General features: G+C 42.0%; 13 protein-coding genes and 1 tRNA gene. 4 read left to right on the forward strand and 10 right to left on the reverse strand.

The genetic code is table 11. The annotated features are described in order from the left end of the window. Nucleotides 1-116 precede the first annotated feature (116 nt). The 8 genes from R2S08_RS18730 to R2S08_RS18765 are packed head-to-tail and all read right to left on the reverse strand — an operon-like array spanning nt 117 to nt 9,479. The gene (locus R2S08_RS18730) at nt 117-2,570 is read right to left on the reverse strand and encodes a TonB-dependent receptor domain-containing protein (RefSeq protein WP_316836560.1); all 2,454 of its coding nucleotides are present in this window, start codon (nt 2,568-2,570) and stop codon (nt 117-119) included. Between the two features lie 39 nt (nt 2,571-2,609). Continuing rightward, nucleotides 2,610-4,361, reverse strand: a complete 1,752-nt coding sequence (locus tag R2S08_RS18735; RefSeq protein WP_316836561.1) for a M56 family metallopeptidase — start codon at nt 4,359-4,361, stop codon at nt 2,610-2,612. 31 nt (nt 4,362-4,392) lie between these two features. After that, entirely contained in the window at nt 4,393-4,788 is a 396-nt protein-coding gene (locus tag R2S08_RS18740; RefSeq protein WP_316836562.1) for a BlaI/MecI/CopY family transcriptional regulator, read from the reverse strand. A 56-nt stretch (nt 4,789-4,844) separates the two neighbouring features. Continuing rightward, nucleotides 4,845-6,113, reverse strand: a complete 1,269-nt coding sequence (gene bioA / locus R2S08_RS18745) for an adenosylmethionine--8-amino-7-oxononanoate transaminase (RefSeq protein ID WP_316836563.1) — start codon at nt 6,111-6,113, stop codon at nt 4,845-4,847. Between the two features lies 1 nt (nt 6,114). After that, entirely contained in the window at nt 6,115-7,098 is a 984-nt protein-coding gene (gene bioB / locus R2S08_RS18750; RefSeq protein WP_133784718.1) for a biotin synthase BioB, read from the reverse strand. A 16-nt stretch (nt 7,099-7,114) separates the two neighbouring features. Beyond that, nucleotides 7,115-7,744, reverse strand: a complete 630-nt coding sequence (bioD, locus tag R2S08_RS18755) for a dethiobiotin synthase (RefSeq protein WP_316836564.1) — start codon at nt 7,742-7,744, stop codon at nt 7,115-7,117. Further along, nucleotides 7,741-8,871, reverse strand: a complete 1,131-nt coding sequence (locus R2S08_RS18760; protein ID WP_316836565.1) for a pyridoxal phosphate-dependent aminotransferase family protein — start codon at nt 8,869-8,871, stop codon at nt 7,741-7,743. The genes bioD and R2S08_RS18760 overlap by 4 nt, the downstream gene beginning before the upstream one ends. After that, a complete protein-coding gene (locus R2S08_RS18765) occupies nt 8,868-9,479 on the reverse strand; it encodes a hypothetical protein (protein ID WP_316836566.1) in 612 nt (203 codons plus the stop codon). Before R2S08_RS18765 ends, R2S08_RS18760 begins: the two co-directional genes overlap by 4 nt. Nucleotides 9,480-9,542: 63 nt before the next feature. On the opposite strand from R2S08_RS18765, the gene R2S08_RS18770 reads away from it, so the two are divergent. Continuing rightward, nucleotides 9,543-11,027 carry a PLP-dependent aminotransferase family protein gene (locus tag R2S08_RS18770; protein WP_316836567.1) on the forward strand — a complete coding sequence of 495 codons (1,485 nt, stop codon included), beginning with the start codon at nt 9,543-9,545 and terminating at the stop codon, nt 11,025-11,027. A gap of 225 nt (nt 11,028-11,252) precedes the next feature. On the opposite strand, the gene R2S08_RS18775 is transcribed toward R2S08_RS18770, so the two are convergent. After that, nucleotides 11,253-14,510, reverse strand: a complete 3,258-nt coding sequence (locus R2S08_RS18775) for a S41 family peptidase (RefSeq protein ID WP_316836568.1) — start codon at nt 14,508-14,510, stop codon at nt 11,253-11,255. A gap of 434 nt (nt 14,511-14,944) precedes the next feature. Between R2S08_RS18775 and R2S08_RS18780 the strand changes: the two genes are divergently transcribed. After that, nucleotides 14,945-15,015 (forward strand) — tRNA-Cys (locus R2S08_RS18780). Nucleotides 15,016-15,209: 194 nt separating this feature from the next. Continuing rightward, on the forward strand, nt 15,210-17,147 hold the full coding sequence (locus R2S08_RS18785; RefSeq protein WP_316836569.1) for a KUP/HAK/KT family potassium transporter: 1,938 nt from the start codon (nt 15,210-15,212) through the stop codon (nt 17,145-17,147). Nucleotides 17,148-17,323: 176 nt separating this feature from the next. Here R2S08_RS18785 and R2S08_RS18790 read toward each other — a convergent pair whose 3' ends face one another. Beyond that, entirely contained in the window at nt 17,324-18,118 is a 795-nt protein-coding gene (locus R2S08_RS18790; protein ID WP_316836570.1) for an AraC family transcriptional regulator, read from the reverse strand. Nucleotides 18,119-18,201: 83 nt separating this feature from the next. Between R2S08_RS18790 and R2S08_RS18795 the strand changes: the two genes are divergently transcribed. Next, the gene (locus tag R2S08_RS18795) at nt 18,202-19,527 is read left to right on the forward strand and encodes a TolC family protein (protein ID WP_316836571.1); all 1,326 of its coding nucleotides are present in this window, start codon (nt 18,202-18,204) and stop codon (nt 19,525-19,527) included.

Here is a 19,527-nt window from a genome sequence, read left to right on the forward strand (position 1 = left end):
ATATTTAATATTAGATGAATACTTTCTGTAAAGTACCTTATGGGAATTTTTTTTGATCTTGGCCAAAATTATGAAGATTGATTTCTTTCAAAATTAACATAATTAAACCAATAAAATCAATTCTTGACCCTATTCTGTTCAGCCTCAGCGCCGGTCGTATCGTGTTTCCTCAAATTGTTCATCGCTTTTCCGAACCGATAACTAAAACTCAGTACCGCTGTTCTGGAATCGTTGCGGTTTCTCCAGCTGGCATCTGTAAGGTTTAAATGGTCAATGACACCAGTGAAAATCTTTGTGCGGAAAATGTCATTTACTGCGAGTTTCAGAGTGGTGCTGGGAGATAATTTCTTTTGTACAGCGGCTCCGGTTGCCTGTAATTTCCCAATAATAAATTGTGCATCGGAGAATCGGTTATTGTACATGTAATTTAGTTCAGCATTCCAATCCTTGCCCAGTTTAAACTGAGCGGTAGCTTGTGTGCCAAAATAATTTCCGGTTGTTTGCAGGAAGCCAGTATAAAAATTTGTGGCAAACTGCGTGTTTTGGTAGTCGGCATGCAGGTGAATATTTAACCATTTGGTCAGGTCTCGTCCTCCGTCGACAGAAATACTTTTGGCTGTTTTTTTGCCAAGGTTTCCTGGTCTGCTGTAGTAAATGCCATCTACAATCTCAATAGTCTCATTTACATCGTCTTTGGTTTTGCTGTAACCCAGTGTTATCGTAAACATGTTCTTAAAGGTGTAAGAGAGTTCCAGACTTTGCGTAAAAGCCGGTTTCAAAAAAGGATTACCTACATAATAGGTGAATTTATCCAACGGGGAAAAGAAAGGGTTTAAGTCCTGATAATATGGTCGGTCAATGCGTCTGCCGTAGTTTAGATCGATAAGGTTTGTTCCGGCAGTATCTAGTTTGTAAGAGAGATACAGGGTTGGGAAAAGACTGGTATAGCTGCGTTTAAAACTGGAATCGGGTTTCATGATATTCCCAAGTTGGTGTCCGTTCGAAACTGTGTTTTCCAGTCTTAGACCGGCTTGTAGAGAAAGCCTTTTGCCTTCTCTTGAAAGGTTGAGGTAGGCTGCATTGATATTCTCTTTGTAAATGAAATGATTACTTTTTTCGTAATCCGGAGTGGTAGTTTGGTTAATCGTATATAGGTAGTCAGCGGTATTGTTGGTTTTAATGTAACTGGCCTTTACACCTGCATCAAGCTTCCAGTTTTTGTCGAGAGGGTGCGAGTAATCAGATTTCGCGGTATAAATATCAAGATGAGAAGGTAAGTTTCCGTTTAGTCTGTCTTGAGCAGTAAGGCTTTGATCGGGCGCGTAGGTGTCGTTGTAATAGACCTGGTCGGTTTGGTTTCTGTAAACCAGGTAGTCCAGATCTACAGTCAGTTCTTTTCCTGTCTGGTCAAATTTATGCCTGTAATTCAGGTTTACCGCTCCGTTTTTATAATGAATATCGTCCAGATTTTTTGCCTTGATAATGGAATAAGGTTGACGGTCTGGATTCAGAAGGTTGCTCACATTGTCATTTACACTACTGGATACTCTGTTCATTCCAGTCAGTACCATGCCCCAGGTGGTTTTTTCAGAAGCGTAATAGTCAAAGCCTGTTTTCAGGTTAAAGGTATTTCCATGTCTTTTGAAATAGGAATTCTGGTTAAAATAGGACTTCACGCTTTCATCATCGTTTTTGTAAGTCCGGTTTAGGTCAAGGTCAGTAAAACTGTTGTTCAGGTTATAGCTAAACGTGCTAAAAAAATTGATCTTGTTTTTAAAATAGTTAAAATTTGCACTGTTGTTTGACCTGCTCAGTTCACCTTGGTTCAGGCTTAAATTCAACCCACCATTAAAGCCCGCTTGTTTGCTCTTTTTTGTTTTGATGTTGATGACTCCAGAAGTACCTGCAGCGTCGTATTTTGCAGGAGGATTGGTCATAATCTCTATCTGGTTTAAAGTAGAGGAGGGAAGTGAACGCAGATAGTTTTCCAGATCGGCGCCGGATAGATAGGTGGGTTTATCGTCTATAAATATCGCTACGCCCTGCTTTCCTTTAAGACTGATCACCCCGTTTTGATCCACGCTAATTCCTGGCGAATTACTCAGTACATCCAGGGCAGTCGAACCTGCATTAGAGATCAAAGCATCTACGTTAACCACCGTCCGGTCTATTTTACGTTCAACAAAAGCTTTTTGTGCAGTGATACTTACCTCTTTCAGGTTTTTAGAGGCAGGAAGCAATTGAACTTCCTTTATCTGTAATGCTGGAGAGCTTGAGCTTAAGCTCAAGTTTTCGCTGCGGTAATTTACGTATCCCATAGCAGATACTCTGATCTGGTACTGCCCAGGTTTGAGGTGGTCAAAATTAAACTTCCCGTCCCGTTCAGTAAAGGTTGTTTTAACAAGCACGGAGTCTGTAGAGGTAAATAAAGATACCGTAGCCAGGTCAAAAGGCTTACCTTCCACATCGTTGATCAGGCCAGAAACAGAGAGGTTGGTTTGTTGTGTATATGCTGGAGTTTGGGCAATAATAAGCCATATGGCAAATAAAGCCATCAATTTTCTGATCATTTGAAGAGATTTAGCGTTGTTTAATTTGACCCGGACTGTCTAGTTGCTGCTGACCGTAGTTTCAATTTTTCTGTTAAGATTGTCTTTTAAAAATCTGTTTACATACTTTCTATGAACAGCCTCTGGTTGTGTTACCCCGTTAACTTCCAGTTCATCTTTACTAAGTTTATAGGAGAGATTTTTGGCTTGATTGATCAGGCCATCTTTCAGTAATGATTCTGTGATTTGCTGAGAGGTTGACGAACTTTTGCTTCCATTAGGAACATATCTGGCAGGACTTGGTGGAGTAGGCGGTACAGGTGGTGTAGGGGGAACTGAAATCTCACCTCTGCTGTATTTTACCTGGTCATTGGCATATCTGGTTGCTGCTGCCGCATATTTCTTTGCTTCCACAGCATATCTGGCCGAGTTTTTTGAAACCTGCTGGCTGTATCGCGCCATTTCTTTATTGTAACGTTCCGTTTCTTTATTGAAACGGGCATTCTCTGCAGCGTTTTGAGATTGATCTTTAATGGCCCGGGCTCTGTCTTTGACAGCTTCCAGTTCATGCTCTACTCTTCTAGCATCGGCAAGCCTGGCTTTTCGTTCCTCTTCAATATAGTCTTTATCGTTCGTTGTTGTAGTTTGATGGGCTTCAGTTTTGGTTGTTGTTTTTTTAACGAGCGTTCTTTTGGTGGTATCTTGAACAACAACTTCTTGATGTTTCTTTATCAGTGTTTTAGTGGCAGGAGCCAAAAGCGGTTTAGATTCTTCTTTTTTTCTGAAGGCAGCTGTTAAGATCAGTGAAGAGATCAATACTATCGTGAGTATGGCCTTTTCAATTTTATTCAGTGAAGTCGTTTTATTGAAAACCATGCGGCTTACCCTTTCCAGCAACTGATTTTTACGCCCTGTAAAAGCCATTGCGTAGGCAGGAGTGTTATTTTGAAATTCTTCACAGGAAATCAGCGCTTTAATATAGTCATGTTTGCTGCCCGTGCAGGTCAGTGCCAGGTCATCACAGCAATTCTCTCTTTCTTCACGGATCAGTTTAGATACCCATAATACTGCAGGATTGAAGAAGAAAACAATTTCGATCAGACTTTGCAGGAGGTTGACCAAATAATCCCGACGCTTAATATGCGCAAGCTCATGGCTTAAAATAGCTTCTACTTCTGTGGTTGACAAGCCGTTCAGCATGCCTAAAGGCAGTAAAATAACAGGTTTTAAATGACCTGCAGCCATAGGTACCTTAGCCAGGCCCGATTGTAAAAGCTGTACATGCTTGCGAATACCAAGAGTTGCAGAAAGACTGGCTACTTTGTTCTCCCAAAAGCTACCGGCGTCAAAAACACTCGTTCTTTTGAGGTAAAAAACGGTATGCAGGCCAATCATCATCTGGATGCTTTTTGCACAGATGATCAAAAACCAAACCAGTACAATCTGTGAAGAATAAGAAGTCCATAGGTTTAGAAAAGTATTAAATTGATCTGAAATACCTGTTTGCGTAAAATTCTGGTATGTAGATGGTCCTGCTGTCAGGATCCCATGCTCAGTGGCGGTGGCAATAGGGGCGCTTTCGGAACTAAGTCCCAGCGACTGATAAAACAAAAGAAGCATTCCTGCTACAAATAAGCAAAGGGCTCCAGTAAGCAAGTTGTAACGCAGGGCAGCTGAACTTTTTTTGGTAGATACAATGATCAGACTGGTTAAAACAGCCAGAAAAACACCCACCCAGAGTGAGTGAAAAAGGGTGGCACACAACGCGTGCATCCAGTTGGAGGGCAATAAGTTTGTGAATTGAAATTCCATAATTGTGGTTCTTAATTATTTTGAATTTTCGTTATTTATCCAGTTTTTTTAGCAATTCTTTAATGGTGTCTAAATCTTCCTTTGAAGTTTTTTTATTGCCCATCAATTGCATCATGAGTTTTCCCGCAGAACCGTTGTACATCGTATCAATAAATTTCTCTAATAAGAAGTCTTTTGTTTTTTGCTCTTTTTCTGCCACATGATAAATATGCTTCATTTGGCTTTCGTCTCTTGTAAGAATGCCTTTATCAGCCATGATCTGCATCAGTTTAAGGGTAGAGGTATAGTTCACTTCCCGGTTTTCGTTCAGTTTATCATTAACAAACCTTACCGTTGAAGCGCCAAACGACCAAAGCACCTGGAGGATTTCCAGTTCTGCTTTGGTCGGCTCAATATTTCTGGGTTCTTCTGTTTTAAGATCTTTCATACAATAAAGGTAGGAAACTTTTCGTACGAAACAATACCTAAGATGAAATATTTTTTTTAGAATTGATTCAATGCCTTTAAAATGGCTTTGTAGATATCATCAAGGTCTTTATCAGAGATACAATAGGGAGGCAGAAGATAGATGATATTACCAAGTGGACGGAGTAAAATGCCTTCACCCAGGAAATAATGATAAAGCTTGTCCCGAAGATCGCTAAAATAGGAACTGGCTGTTCCGGTTTGCCATTCAATAGCCAGAATAGTCCCGGTTTGCCGGATGGCTTTTATTCTGGGGTGGTGCTGGTGGCTGAGCAGAAAATCCTGATGTCTTTTACAGATGCGTTCAATATTTTCCTGAGTCTGCTGTTGAAGCAAGAGATCTATACTTGCCAGTGCAGCTGTACAAGCCAGTGGATTTGCTGTAAACGAATGTCCATGAAATAAGGCCTTGTGGCGGTCGTCAGAAAGGAAGGCTTCATAAATGAGGTTCGTACAGGTGGTTGCACCCAAAGGCATTGTTCCCCCTGTGAGCCCTTTCGAAAAACACATCACATCTGGAGCAGCGGTTAAATGATCGCAGGCAAAATTTTTACCTGTTCTGCCAAAACCTGTGAATACTTCATCCTGGATCAGAAGGATTTCTTGTTCCCTGCAATACGACATCAGCTGGTCAAGCGCTGCCGCACTGTGCATCAGCATACCCGCGGAGCCTTGAACCAGAGGTTCATAGATAAAGCAGGCAATCTCGGGGGCAACGAGCGAGATGTAAGTCTTGAGCTCCTGGAGATTATCTTCTGATGGCGGATCGATCACCACTACATCAAACAGCAAAGTGTCAAACGGTTTGGTCCAGGGACTTCTTCCACTTACAGACATTGCCCCAAAAGTATCTCCGTGATAAGCATTGGTGAAAGCCAGTATCTTTTGCTTTTTCTTGCCTTTATTGCTCCAATACTGAAGACACATTTTTAAAGCGACTTCAATAGCTGTAGAGCCATTATCCGTATAAAATACCTTTTGTTGATTTCCAGGAAGTAAATCCAACAGGGCCTCTGCCAGTTCAATGGCCGGCCGGTGTGTAAAACCGGCAAAAATGACCTGTTCCAGCTGGAGCAATTGTGCGGCAACTTTCTCTGCAATATAGGGGTGGGCATGACCATGAAGGGTTACCCACCAGGAAGAGACCGCATCCAGATAGCGTTTTCCCTGCTCATCAAACAAGTATGCACCTTTGCCCTTTACAATAGGAATTGCGGGAGATGCGGTTAACATTTGAGTATAGGGGTGCCATATGACCTGCTGATCTCTTTCTGTGAGGCTTTTCATCTTATGCTTCTTGTTTTTTTCTTACCATAGGTTTTAAACCCAGAGCGTCAAACATTTTTTTATCTTGCTGTAAGCCTGGGTTTGGGGTAACCAACAGGGTTTCACTCTCACTGGTGAAGATCGAATTTGCACCTGCCATAAAACACCAGGCTTGTTCTTCCTCATTCATTTCTGCGCGGCCGGCGCTAAGCCTAACTACAGATGCAGGCATTAATATCCTGGCCGTAGCAATCATCCTTACCATTTCCCAGGTGTCGATTTTGGGCAAATCGGCAAGTGGTGTTCCTTTTACTCTTGCTAAGGCATTAACAGGTACCGATTCCGGATGTTTGGGCATAGTGGCCAGCGTCAGCAGCATCCCAATCCGGTCTTTATGAGTTTCCCCTAAGCCAATAATCCCTCCGGAGCAAACGGTGATCCCGGCCTTTCTTACATTGCCAATCGTATTCAGGCGGTCATTATAGGTCCTGGTGGTGATGATCTCCTCGTAATAATTTTCAGAAGAATCCAGGTTGTGGTTATAAGCATATAAGCCTGCTTCCTGTAAACGCCTGGCTTGATCTTCGGTCAACATCCCAAGGGTGCAACAAACCTCCAGCCCTAAATCATTGACCCCTTCTACCATTTCCAGAATACGGTCAAAGTCCCGGTTGTCTCTGACTTCTCTCCATGCTGCCGCCATACAGAAACGGGATGAGCCCGCATCTTTTGCCCTTTGAGCAATAGAAACCACTTCCTCCTTTGTCATCAGAGCCTTTACTTTAATATCGGTATGGTATCTTGCGGCTTGCCCGCAATAAGAACAGTCTTCCGGGCATCCGCCTGTTTTAACCGAGAGCAAGGTGCATACTTGAACTTCAGATGCCGGATGCCAGTTGCGGTGAACTGTAGCTGCCTGGTAGACAAGATCTAAAAGGGGTTGATGGTAGATGTTATTTACTTCTTCTAAAGTCCAGTCGTTCCGAACTGTTTTTTCTGTTGTCATATATCTTGGTTTTGATTTAATTTTTATGTTGAAGGAAGGAGAATACTTTTGCTGTGTTTCGTATATTTTGCTGGCTGAGCTCTCCGAACTGGGGAACTTTTGCATAGGGTACACCTGGAGGAAAATGCTTTAGCAGTACTTGCTCGGTAGCAAGATCCATTTCTCCGTTGAAAACGATCTGCCGGATCGGAATGTTCCGGTGTTTCAGAAGTTCCAGAGAAAGGAGGGTGTGGTTAATACAGCCCAGGTAGTTGCGAATGACAAGGATCACTTCTGCTTCCAGCTGTTGGATCAGATCAATCATCAGGAAAGTTTCCGAAAGTGGAACCATTAAACCTCCGGCGCCCTCAATAATCAGTTGTTTATTGGTTTCAGGTAGTTTGAAATCTTCTGGTAAGATCTCTAGTTGTTCTGCTGCAGCAGCTTTATGGGGGGAGGCGGCCATCTTTAGACGAAAGGCCTCAGGATGGATAATACTGTATGTATTAGAAATTAAACTGCGTACTTTCATGCTGTCGCTTTGTTCCAGGTCGCCTGCCTGCACTGGTTTCCAGTAATCGGCTTGTAATTGTTCTGTAATTAATGCCGATACGATGGTTTTTCCTATACCGGTTCCAATACCGGTTACAAATAAAGGTATATTCATATGTGTAATGTGTGTTGCAGAAACTGACAGAGTTGCTCGATTTCCTGATCTGTATTATAAGTATGAAGGCAGATTCTTAGTCTTTCCGTACCTGGAGCGACGGTAGGGCTCACAATTGGATAGACTTTTATATTCAGGGCTTCCAGTTCCAGGCTGGCTTTGCGAACTGCTGTCTGCCCTGGAATTAAAATGGATTGAACAGGGCCTTCCATGGTTTGAATATGGGTTATTGGTGAAAGTTGTTCTTGAAACAGACGGATCTTCTTTTTCAACAATAAAGGTAATTCTTCGTGGTCCTGCAGGTATTTATAGGCCAGTCGGATATGGAGCAACTGCGCAAAAGGCATAGCTGTACTGTATATAAAGGGTCGGGCAAAATTGATCAGGTAATTGCGGAGTAACAGGCTACCTGTTACCGCTGCGCCATGCGCACCAAGTGCCTTTCCAAAGGTAAAAAGTGTTGCGAAAATCTGATTGCTCAGGCCGTTTTGCGCAACAAGACCCTTCCCGAAGGCACCAAAAGCATGTGCTTCATCTACAATCAGCAGGGCATTGTATGTTGAACATAGATACTGAATAGCGCTTAAAGGCGCCTGATCCCCATCCATGGAATACAAACTTTCTACTGCTACGTAACAAATACCGGTAGCCACTTTTAACTTTTCTTCCAGGCTCTCCAGGTTATTGTGCTTAAATTTCAGCCGCTTGCCCAAACCCATTCTGCTGCCGTCAATGACAGAGGCATGGATCATTTCGTCCATGATGATGGTATCACCTCGCCGTGCAAGGCTGGAAAAAAGTGCGAGATTGGCAGAATAACCTGAATTAAACAACAGCGCGGCTTCCATACCATGAAATGCGGCAATGTCCTGTTCCAATTTCTCTGCGAATTCTGAATTTCCAGATAATAGCCTGGAGCCTGTGGAACCTAAAATTGCATCAGGGTATAAATTCACTGCTTTTTGCAGCTGCTGACCTAATTCTTTGCATCTTGCCAGACCCAGATAATCATTGGAAGAAAAATCAACCAGATCCTTTGTCTGGCTTAGTTTTCTGAATAAACCATTTTGCTTGCGTTCTTCCAGGCGTTCAATCAGGAAAGCTTCTGCAAACAATTTCGTGCTCATGAATTTATGACCTTTGTCATGGAAGAGATCCACTTTATGAAAAGATCATTTTCTATGGCTACAATTTTAGCGGCATGTAATTCCCATTCGGGAGAAAAATGTTCCAGCTGAGCGATCATTTCCTCCAGGTGGCCGGCTTCTTCCAGGATGATGGATTTTACAGTTACTTTATGTCCGGCCTGTTTCAGTGCATTCTGGTAGACCGGATACAATTCATCTGCCCGGAGCTCTATAGCATAGGTTACAAACAAATAGGCCGCATATTGGAGGGCTGTTCCGCTTAAACTCAATGTTTGTTTTAAGTACCGACAGGTAAAAAGATCCAATTTGTTTAAGTAAAACCAGCTTTCTGAAGGTGCTATGAGTTCATTTTGGGTATAAGTGGGGCAAATTCCTGCGGTAATTTTGTCCAGCTGTTTTTTTAAATAATAGGCATGCCGGTGCTCTTCTGCCGCATGTTTTAGGATCATGGTGGTTACCGTCTGAGGGTGCTCACTTGCCGAGATCTTGCGGGCACCCGCGTTCTCCATAAAGGAAAGTGTATTCAAAAACCGGGCGTGGTGCTGATCATTATTTATAATCCGGGAAAGTAGCTGTTGAAGAGGCATATTTCTTTTTTTGTTCAAAATTACTACCTTGCCGGGTAGTCAAAATGATCCAGTTTTTAGTTTATGAGTAGTCCGGTTGAAATACCTTTTAAGAGCTTGGTCCATATCGACCGACAGTCTGATACGGCAGTGTATCTGCAAATTGCTTACCAGTTGATCAATGCGATGCAAAGGGGCGTTATTGTTCCGGGAATCCAGTTGCCTGGTTCCAGACAACTGGCTGAGCTGTTAGAGGTACACCGTAAAACAGTCATTGCGGCTTATGATGAGCTGGATACCCAGGGCTGGACAGAGATCAGGCCCAACAGAGGCACTTTTGTGGGGTCTATAGCTGCGGCAAAGGAAACCGATCCATTGAAGTACAATAAGGAGTTTCTGGCCAGCTATCCTGCCAGTACTGGTTATGCTTTTAAAAAAAGCATGTTGCTGGACCTTCCAGCTATAGGCAGTGAGAGCGAACTGGAATTTACAGATGGACTGCCAGATGTGCGACTGGCCCCTCTGGATCAGCTGTCTCGTGTTTACAGCACCAATCTTAAACGCAAGAGCAACCGTCGTTACCTGGGCTTTGCCCATAATGAGGGGAGTGAATATTTTAAGGAAATGCTGGTGAATTATCTGAACAATACCAGGGGATTACATATTTCTAAACAGAATGTGATGATCACCAGAGGGGTTGATATGGGGATTTATCTTGCTGCAGATTTATTGCTGGAAGCAGATGATTTGGTGTTGGTTGGCGATTTGAGTTATTATGTGGCCAATATGATCTTTCAAAAAGTTGGAGCAAGGATCATTTCTGTTCCGGTAGATGAAGAGGGAATCAGTGCAGAGGCTGTTAAGTCACTATGTGAAAAGCACCGGATCCGGATGCTGTATTTAACACCGCACCATCATTATCCTACTACGGTTACCTTGAGTGCACAACGCAGGATTGAATTGCTTGGTCTTTCTGTAAAATATGGTTTTGTGATCCTGGAAGATGATTACGATTATGACTTTCATTACAACAGTAGCCCGGTACTGCCGCTGGCCAGCGCAGACGGGCATGGTATGGTGGTTTATATCGGATCTTTCTGCAAGTCTCTTGCGCCTGGTTTTCGTTCGGGTTATCTGGTTGCACCAGAGAACTTAATTGCGGAGCTTGGAAAGTTGAGAGGGATTGTAGACCGGCAGGGTGATATTTTAATGGAACAGGTGCTGGCTGAGCTATTGCAGGAAGGGGAGATCCAGCGACATTTAAAGAAGGCGCTGAAAGTATATCATGAAAGGCGGGATGTGTTTTGTGAGTTACTGAAATCGCATTTGGGCGAATTTGTTACTTTTTCTGCTCCTCCCGGAGGATTGGCCATATGGACCAAATGGAATGCTTCTCTGAATTTAATGCGGATCAGTAAGCAATGTGGTTTAAAAGGACTGCACTTGCCGCAGACACTGTTGTATCAGACTGAAAGTTTAACGGCCATGAGACTTGGCTTTGGGAATCAGACAGTGGAAGAGCTTTCCAGGTCAGTTGAGATATTGGAAACTGTAGTTAAAGGTTTTTAGGGAGGTGAATTTTTAGAAAATTCTGTACAGCTGCTTCAAGACTAACGATATCAGGCGGCTGAAGAAGCCGCATATCTCTGAGGTCTTTCCGCAGCGTACGAGAATTTTCCGTAGCAAATTGCAGAGGAGGGGGTGATCTGTGGAGTTAAAAAAAAAGAGGGTGCTAAAAATCAGCTACGGCCGATTTTTAGCACCCTCTTTTTAGCGAGTTGCGGAGTTGGAAAGCTATTTGGCTTCTTTGAGCATTTCCTTAACTGCTGTTTCTATTTGCGTATCTGTGCCGTTTAAGAAAGCTTCATAAGGAACATTCACTTTAATGTCTGGTTCTACCTGCAAATTCTCTGTAGGCCGGTTTTCTTTGCCAATTGTGGCAACCATCGGAATTCCGAATACCAGGGTTGGGTCGATTTGTCGTTCCCACCAAACTGCGGTACCAGTACCTGCAACAGGCATACCAATCAGTTTACCTACACGGTTTTGCTTATAGATGTACGGGAAGATAAAAGCATCACTGTAATTGCCTTCACTCATCACTACACAGCTCGGTTTTTGCCAGCGGTTGGAAGGTTCGGCATCTAGCGTGCGGTTACCTTGAGGGGCAAATTCCAGGTACTTGCTGCCTGTTAAAAATGTATTCAGGTCATCGTGTAGCCAGCCACCGCCATTGAAACGGGTATCTACAATTAAAGCTTTTTTATCTGCATTTTTGCCCATAACCACATCGTATACTTCACGGAAACTATCATCGTTCATGCCTTGAACGTGTACATAGCCTACTTTTCCATTGCTTAAACGATCTACCATTTGAGCCATTTGTTTCGTCCATCTTTTGTACATCAATCCGCTTTCTTCGCCAACACTAATCGGTTTTACCCTTTCAGACCAGCGTGTTTTCGTGTTTTCATTGTAAAAGCTAAGGAGGATGTTCTTGCCTGTTTTATTGTTCAGGTATTTAGCCCAGTCTGTGTCGGCAGTCAGCGTTTCATTATCTATTTTCTCCAGAATGTCTCCGGCTTTTACTTTGCTGGTTTTGATATCCAGCGGGCCACCGGCAATTACTTCGGTAATTTTAAGTCCGTCAGAAGGAGCGCTTTCGTCGTACAATAAACCAAGGGCAGCAGTGTTGTCTGCATTGGCAATATTAGGGGAATACCTTCCTCCGGTATGGGAGGCATTGAGTTCACCTAACATTTCGCTTAGAAGTTCCTGGAAATCAAAATTATTATTGATATAAGGCAAGAATTTTGCATACACCTCTTTATAGCGTTCCCAGTCTACGCCTTCCATTTTTGGATCATAGAATTTCTCTTTTACCTGTCTCCATGCATGTTCAAAAACATAAGCCCGTTCTGCGGCGGCGTCAATGGTAATATCTCCGCTGATCGAAACCGGAGTTACTTTTCCGCTTTCTGCATCTACTTTTACCAAACGGCCACGGTTGCTCGCGAATAGGTTTTTACCATCCTTGCTCATTTCTATACCGCTTGGACTGCCGCCCATTTTAGCCAGTATTTTAGTCTCGTGGGTACGGGTATCTGTTACCCAAAGATCATAGCCGCTTTCAAATGAAGCCAGATAATACAGTTTGCTGGCATCCTCGTTCAAGGCATAATCACTAATGGAACTGCTGTTGATGGTCAGCTTTACTCTTCTGTTATCCAGATTATTAAAGTCTGGCTCAAATTTTACTTTGGCAGAATCTGCTTTAGCTACCTTTTTATCTTTTGCCTTATCCTTCTTAGTCGATACAGTGTCTTTCGGTGTCAGTTTTTCTTTATCTTCACGTTCCTTAAGCAGGGCAAAATCATCCTTGCTCATGTTGGCCCGGTCATAAGCATCCTGGTCAAAGAAAACTCCGTAAACATCCACTTCGGCGTTTCCGGAAATGGCCAGTGATTTAAGTCCGTTTCTGCTGCTCAGCCAGGTCATCATTTTGCCTTTTAGTGCCCATTTGTTGTTGCCTTCACCAAAACCACTGTTTACCGGGTGAATGATTTCGCCAGTGCCGTCTGCTTTGATTAGTGCGGCATGGCTCATAAACATGTGTCCGTTCTGATCGTCCGCCAAAATCCATTTTCCGTCAGGGCTCCATTCAAAACTCCAGTCGCCATCACTATAAGAATGGTTTCTTCCTTCTGGAAGCAGTGTCTTGGTCTTCTTTGAAGCGATATTGTATACTTTCAGGATATTTCTGTTTTCAATATAAGCGATCTCTTTTCCATCAGGAGAATAAAGCGGTTGGAACTCTTCAGCAGCACTATTGATTAAAGGTTCATCTTTGATCACGGTCGCGGCATAGAAATATGGCTCATCTTTTTGCTGTATAGTACTTCTGTAGATATCCCAGCTGTTGTTACGCTCTGTGGCATAGATTAAGCTCTTGCCGTCAGGCGACCACTGTACAGATCTTTCCTGAGCAGGTGTTTTGGTGATTTGTTTGGTCTGTCCACTTTCTACCGCAGTAACGAAAATCTCGCCGCGGTTTACAAAAGCGATTTCTTTACCGTTTGGACTTAAGCTAAATTCAGAAACATTTCCGCTTACAGCTTCTGTTTTAGCAATATTGTCGCGACCGTCATTTAATATACTCACCTTTAATTTCTGAGGTGTTCCGTTTTCCTTTAGCGTATAAATTTCACCATCCTGGGTAAAGCAAATTGTATTGTCGGCCGAACGGCTTAAATGACGTACCGGATTTTCTTTGAATGTAGTCAGTTGTTTAGATTCGCCCGGAGCATTAGAAGGCATTCTAAAGAGATTTTGATTTCCCGCTTTTTCACTTAAATAATAAACCCATTTGTCGTCGTTGCTGTAAACAGGTTCCCGATCTTCACCTTCAAAGGAGGTTAGTTTAGTATAGGTGTTCTTTTTGACATCCATCGTCCAGATATCGCGGGTTACAGAAGAAGTATGGTGTTTACGCCAGGCATCTTCATATCCCTTGCGGTCTTCAAATACAATCGAGCTTCCATCATTATTATAATGTGCCCTTTCCATTCCGGCTGCACTCACTAAAAGGGGCTTTCCACCCGATGTTTTTACACTGTATACATTCTGAAAAATTCGGGTAGCGAAGCGTACATTCTTAGCAGGTGCATTACGTGCACTGCCAAAAATCACAGATTTTCCATCGGGAGAGAAATCATAAGGATAATCATTCGCACTATTATAGGTTAACCGGGTAGGAGTTCCACCGCTTACCGGAATGGTAAATACATCGAAATTTCCATAACGGTTACTGGCAAAAGCAATGGTTTTACTGTCCCTGCTCCATACAGGCATCATATCCTGTGCTTCATTTAAGGTCAGCGGAACGGCTTGCCCTCCTGAGCTACTCACCAGGTAGATATCACCTTTGTACCCAAAAGCAATGTTTTTCCCATCAGGAGAAATGGCCGGGTACCGGAGCCACAAAGGATTGGTTTGCGCTTTCCCGACCCATGCTGAAAGGCAGAAAATAGCAGATACGAAGAATTTTTTCATAATGAAATATAAGTTAAGCTGTATTAAATTTAGGTGTTGTAGTATTGGATATAGGTTTTATATTGAATATTGGCTTTGCTTCTAATAGACATATAAATATCGTAAATTGTTACAAGTTTTTGAATAAAAAGTGGTCTTTGTTGCAATATTGTTGCAAATAATAACTTCTCTCACCACCCTTCCCTCTGCACTATGCTAAGGAAAAAGAGGTGCTGTCCTGAGAGGCCTCAGAGATCTGCGAGCTTTTTCAGCTGATATCGTTAGCCTTGAAGGATAACACCTCTTTTTCCAAACCTATGCCTCCAACCATAACTTTCTACGAAAAATCACTGTAACAAAAGCATCGACATCTAAATTATATTCTACTAAATTAGTAGTATTTAATTATTGTTCTTATATTTGACCCGTAGCCCGTAAAAAGGCATATTTCATACAGTCATGTGGCCGAGAGGATAGGTAGGGGTCTGCAAAACCTTCCACGGTGGTTCGAATCCACCCATGACGTCATTTTCATTCTGAAGCCGGAAAATGATTTATCATCTCAGCAATAGAATTGTCAGATTTATAGATATTTATGCTTGCAGGTTTATAGATATAACGGCATTGCTTCTATTTAAAATATTGTGAAATTATTCAAAAAAAAAGTCCTAGGAATAACTTTTCTATTTTATACCTTTGGCCACTTTAAAAAAAAGACTCATGTCAAATCATAAAGATGTCAATAAACTATCTGCCGCTGGTTTATTAATTAGCCTGGGTATCATCTACGGCGATATTGGAACTTCCCCTTTATATGTATTCAAAGCAATAATCGGAGAAAGACTTATCACAGCTGACCTTATTCTCGGGGGCTTATCGTGTATCTTCTGGACTTTAACCCTGCAAACCACTATTAAATATGTAGTGATTACCCTGCAAGCAGACAACAAAGGAGAGGGAGGGATTTTTTCCCTTTATTCTCTGGTAAAGCGAAAAGCCAAATGGCTGATCATTCCCGCAATGATTGGCGGAGCTGCATTGTTGGCCGACGGGATCATGACTCCAGCTGTAACCGTTTCTTCAGCTATTGAAGGTCTGGGAATTATCTATCATGACCTGCCAACCGTGCCTATTGTATTGGCCATTATCCTCTTGCTTTTTATACTACAGCAATTTGGAACTTCCCTGGTGGGGAAAGCCTTTGGCCCGGTAATGTGGCTTTGGTTTACCATGATTGCCGTATTGGGTGTTGTATGGGTAGGTCATTTTCCGCAGATACTCAAAGCAGTTAATCCTTATTATGCTTATCACATTTTAACCACCAATCCGGAAGCTTTCCTGATTATTGGTGCTGTTTTCTTGTGTACAACAGGAGCAGAAGCACTGTATTCCGATCTTGGACATTGCGGACGTTCTAATATCCGGATCAGCTGGATCTATGTAAAGATCTGTTTGGTGCTGAATTATATGGGGCAGGGGGTATGGTTGTGGAAATTACAAGGTACACACCTTAGTGATGTCAATCCATTTTATCACCTGATGCCAGACTGGTTCCTGATTTACGGAATTTCCATTGCTACAGTAGCTGCAGCAATTGCAAGTCAGGCACTGATCTCCGGCTCATTTACCCTGATCTCTGAGGCCGTTCGTTTGAACTTATGGCCAAAAGTGAAGATCAATTATCCAAGTAATCAGAAAGGACAATTGTATGTGCCTTCTATGAACTGGGTGCTTTGCGTAGGTTGTATCATTGTGGTGTTGATCTTTCAGAAATCGACCAATATGGAGGCGGCGTATGGTCTTTCCATTACGGTGGCCATGTTGATGACAACGATACTGGTCTCCATCTTCCTGATGCGTAAACGGGTACCTAAATATTTAATCTTTATTTTTCTAACCATATATGGTATTATCGAGTTGACTTTTCTTGTCGGTAACGCTGCCAAAATCCTTCATGGAGGCTGGTTTACGGTGTTACTGGGAATGTCCTTATTTTCGATTATGTATGCCTGGGCAAATGGCCGCAGGATACGCAACCGCTATATGAAATTTGTGGATATTGAAAAATACTATCCGATCATCGAGAAGATCAGTGAAGATACTTCTATTCCAAAATATGCATCGCAACTGGTGTATTTGACCAGTGCGAATTTCAATTCTGAGATTGAGTCTTCTATCATGTACTCCATTATTCAAAAACTGCCTAAACGCGCAGATGTATATTGGTTACTGCATGTGGATGTAACTGATGAGCCTTATACCATGGAATACAAAGTAGATCCATTGATTGATAAAAAATTGATCCGTGTTGATTTTAAACTAGGTTTCAGGGTGGAGCAACGCATCAATGTATTGTTCAGAAAAGTAGTGGAAGATATGGTGAAGAATTCTGAGATCGATATCACCAGCAAGTATGAATCATTAAGGGAACATAAAATTGCTGGTGATTTCAGGTTTGTCGTGGTAGAAAAAGTGATGTCTACTTCTTACAGTCTGAAATTTATAGAAAGATGTACCATGGTGTATTATCAGATCCTTAAAAATTTCAGCGTACCTGAAGAAAAGGGTTTTGGCTTGGATCTGAGCTTCGTAACCGTTGAAAAGGTGCCGCTTGTAGTGGATATTCCTACAGATTTTGAGCTGAAAAGAATACAATAGTTTTATTTTAAAAGGATACATTCTGTCGAAGACTGCATGATTTGCCCTGAAGAAGGACAAAAAACGCTGAGGTCTTCTCTCAGAATGTATCCTTTTTTTTGGCGCATAGCCTGTATAGTATTCATTTTCTTTTTCAAACCAATTTTGCCATTACTTTTATCCAATTCGTTTTTGGTTTATACTTTTCCGAAGTCAGAGGGCCGGATATTGGTGAGCTGGTAAAAAGCCTTGCTAAAGGCGGCCAAACTATTATATCCGGTAGCATAGGCAATTTCACTGGTCGATTTATTGGTTTGAAGCATCATTTCAATGGCCCGCACCATCCGGAGTAATTTTAGATATTGCAAAAAGGAAATACTCATAGCCGATTGAAAAAGACGGGATATGCTCCTCTCGGCTATACCAAACCTCTTGCTGATTTCTTCCAGGCTCTGCTGTTTGTGAAAGTTCTGTGAAAGATATAACAAAATGGGTTTTAGGCGCTCATTGGAAGTGGTTGGTAAAGCGATTGGAAATACTTTATGACTAAGTTGTGGAAGGAGATTTTTAATCGACGACAGGAATTGAAAAGGAACGGTATTTTCGGGCTGAATGTCTCCGATCCATCTTTCCGTATAAATAATCATTTCCAACAGCAGATTGTTGACAGGATAAATACCCAGTTTAGTATAAAAGGGATCTTTGTGGTCCTCTTTGCTATAATAATAGATATTCCTGGTTACGGTAGCTAAATGTCTCACCTCAAGAAAATGCTCCAGCCCGGCGGGTACCCATACATAATGCCTGGCTGGAATAATATAACTTACATTTTGGATATGGATATAGGCAATACCTCCTTGCACATAGGTGAGCTGTCCTTTGGTATGGGAGTGAGTCGGGAGCTTTCGTTCTACTTTTTCATGCAGAACAAATACACCATCGGGACTTTTTTCAATGGCAGAAAGATACTCTGTAGTCTGAGAAATGTTCATTGGCTGGAATGGACAAATAATTGGCAATATAGATAAAATAACAGAAATGTTGCATAGGTACCTTTGCGTATTCTAATAATAATATGTACCCCTATAAAAAACAAAATGCTCTTATCTGGCTTTTTATTTTTGCAAGCAACATTGCATTTGCACAGCAAAAAACAGCTGCAGTCCATCTTTCCTTAAGCGAAGTTTGGAACAGAGCAGAAATCAACAACAAAACCATAAAAATGCAGGACCTAAAGGTGGCTGGGTCAGAAGAAGCCATCAAAGACGCTAAAGCAGAACGTTTGCCAGATATTGAAGCTGAGGGAGAATATGCCCGGGTGAGCAATATGCCGGTATACGATAATGGATTGTTTCATGCGCACTCTCAGTTTGAAGTGGTTCATACTTCGTATAGTTTTGGAGGAAATGCGTATCTAAACCTCTATAATGGCAACAAGACCAACCTGAAGATCGCTGAAGAGAAAGAGAAAAAAGGACTTGCTGTAGAGCAACTCAATCTGACAACTTCTGAAGTCAGGCTGCGTACTGCAGCTTATTACCTGGATTTACAGAGAAGCCGGATTTTTAAGGCACTGATGTTGAAAGATATCAATGATCAGGAAAAACAACTTGAAGAAATTCGGCAGCTCTTGAAAAACGGGGTGGTGCTGAAGAGCGATGTTTTACGTGCAGAATTGAAATTGTCGCGCCAAAAGATGTCACTTATCCAGATTGACAATGACATTGCAATAGCCAACCAGAAACTGGCTATTCTCATTGGGGAAACAGACCAATTTACCATTGAGACAGACTCTACTGCAATAGCAGAGCCAAAGATTAAAACCTATCCGGAATACCTGGAAGATGCGATTGATCATTCTTATGAATTTAAGATTTCGGAAAAGGAAACTGAATTGAGTAAGCTGGAGTTGAAAAGTGTAAAAGCAAATGTTTCTTTTAAATTGGGCCTGTTTGCCAATTACGCCTATTCCTATCCACAAATCCAGTTTTATCCTTATTCAATAGCCATGTACGGATTGGGCTTGAGTGGAATTAAAGCCAGTTTCCCTATTTCTGCTTTTTACCACAATAAACATAAGGCCAAAGCTGCAGAAATTGCGCTGCAAAGACAAGAAGTGGAACATGAAGCGACTTCTGATAAAGTAAGACAAGAGGTTAATGAAGCCTATTTGAGATATAAAGAAGCTCTGACCAGGATTGATGTGGCCAAACAAAACATTAAACAGGCTACAGAAAACCTAAGGATCGTAAACAATACCTATTTCAATCAACTTTCTTTGCTTACCGATCTATTAGATGCAGATACCCAATTGCTGCAAACCCGTTTCGACCTTGCTGCGGCACAAATTGCTGCCCAGTTACAATATTTTCAATTACAAAAAGCTATAGGCAATCTTTAA

This window comes from Pedobacter nutrimenti, assembly GCF_032678445.1.
Lineage (GTDB): Bacteria > Bacteroidota > Bacteroidia > Sphingobacteriales > Sphingobacteriaceae > Pedobacter > Pedobacter nutrimenti_A.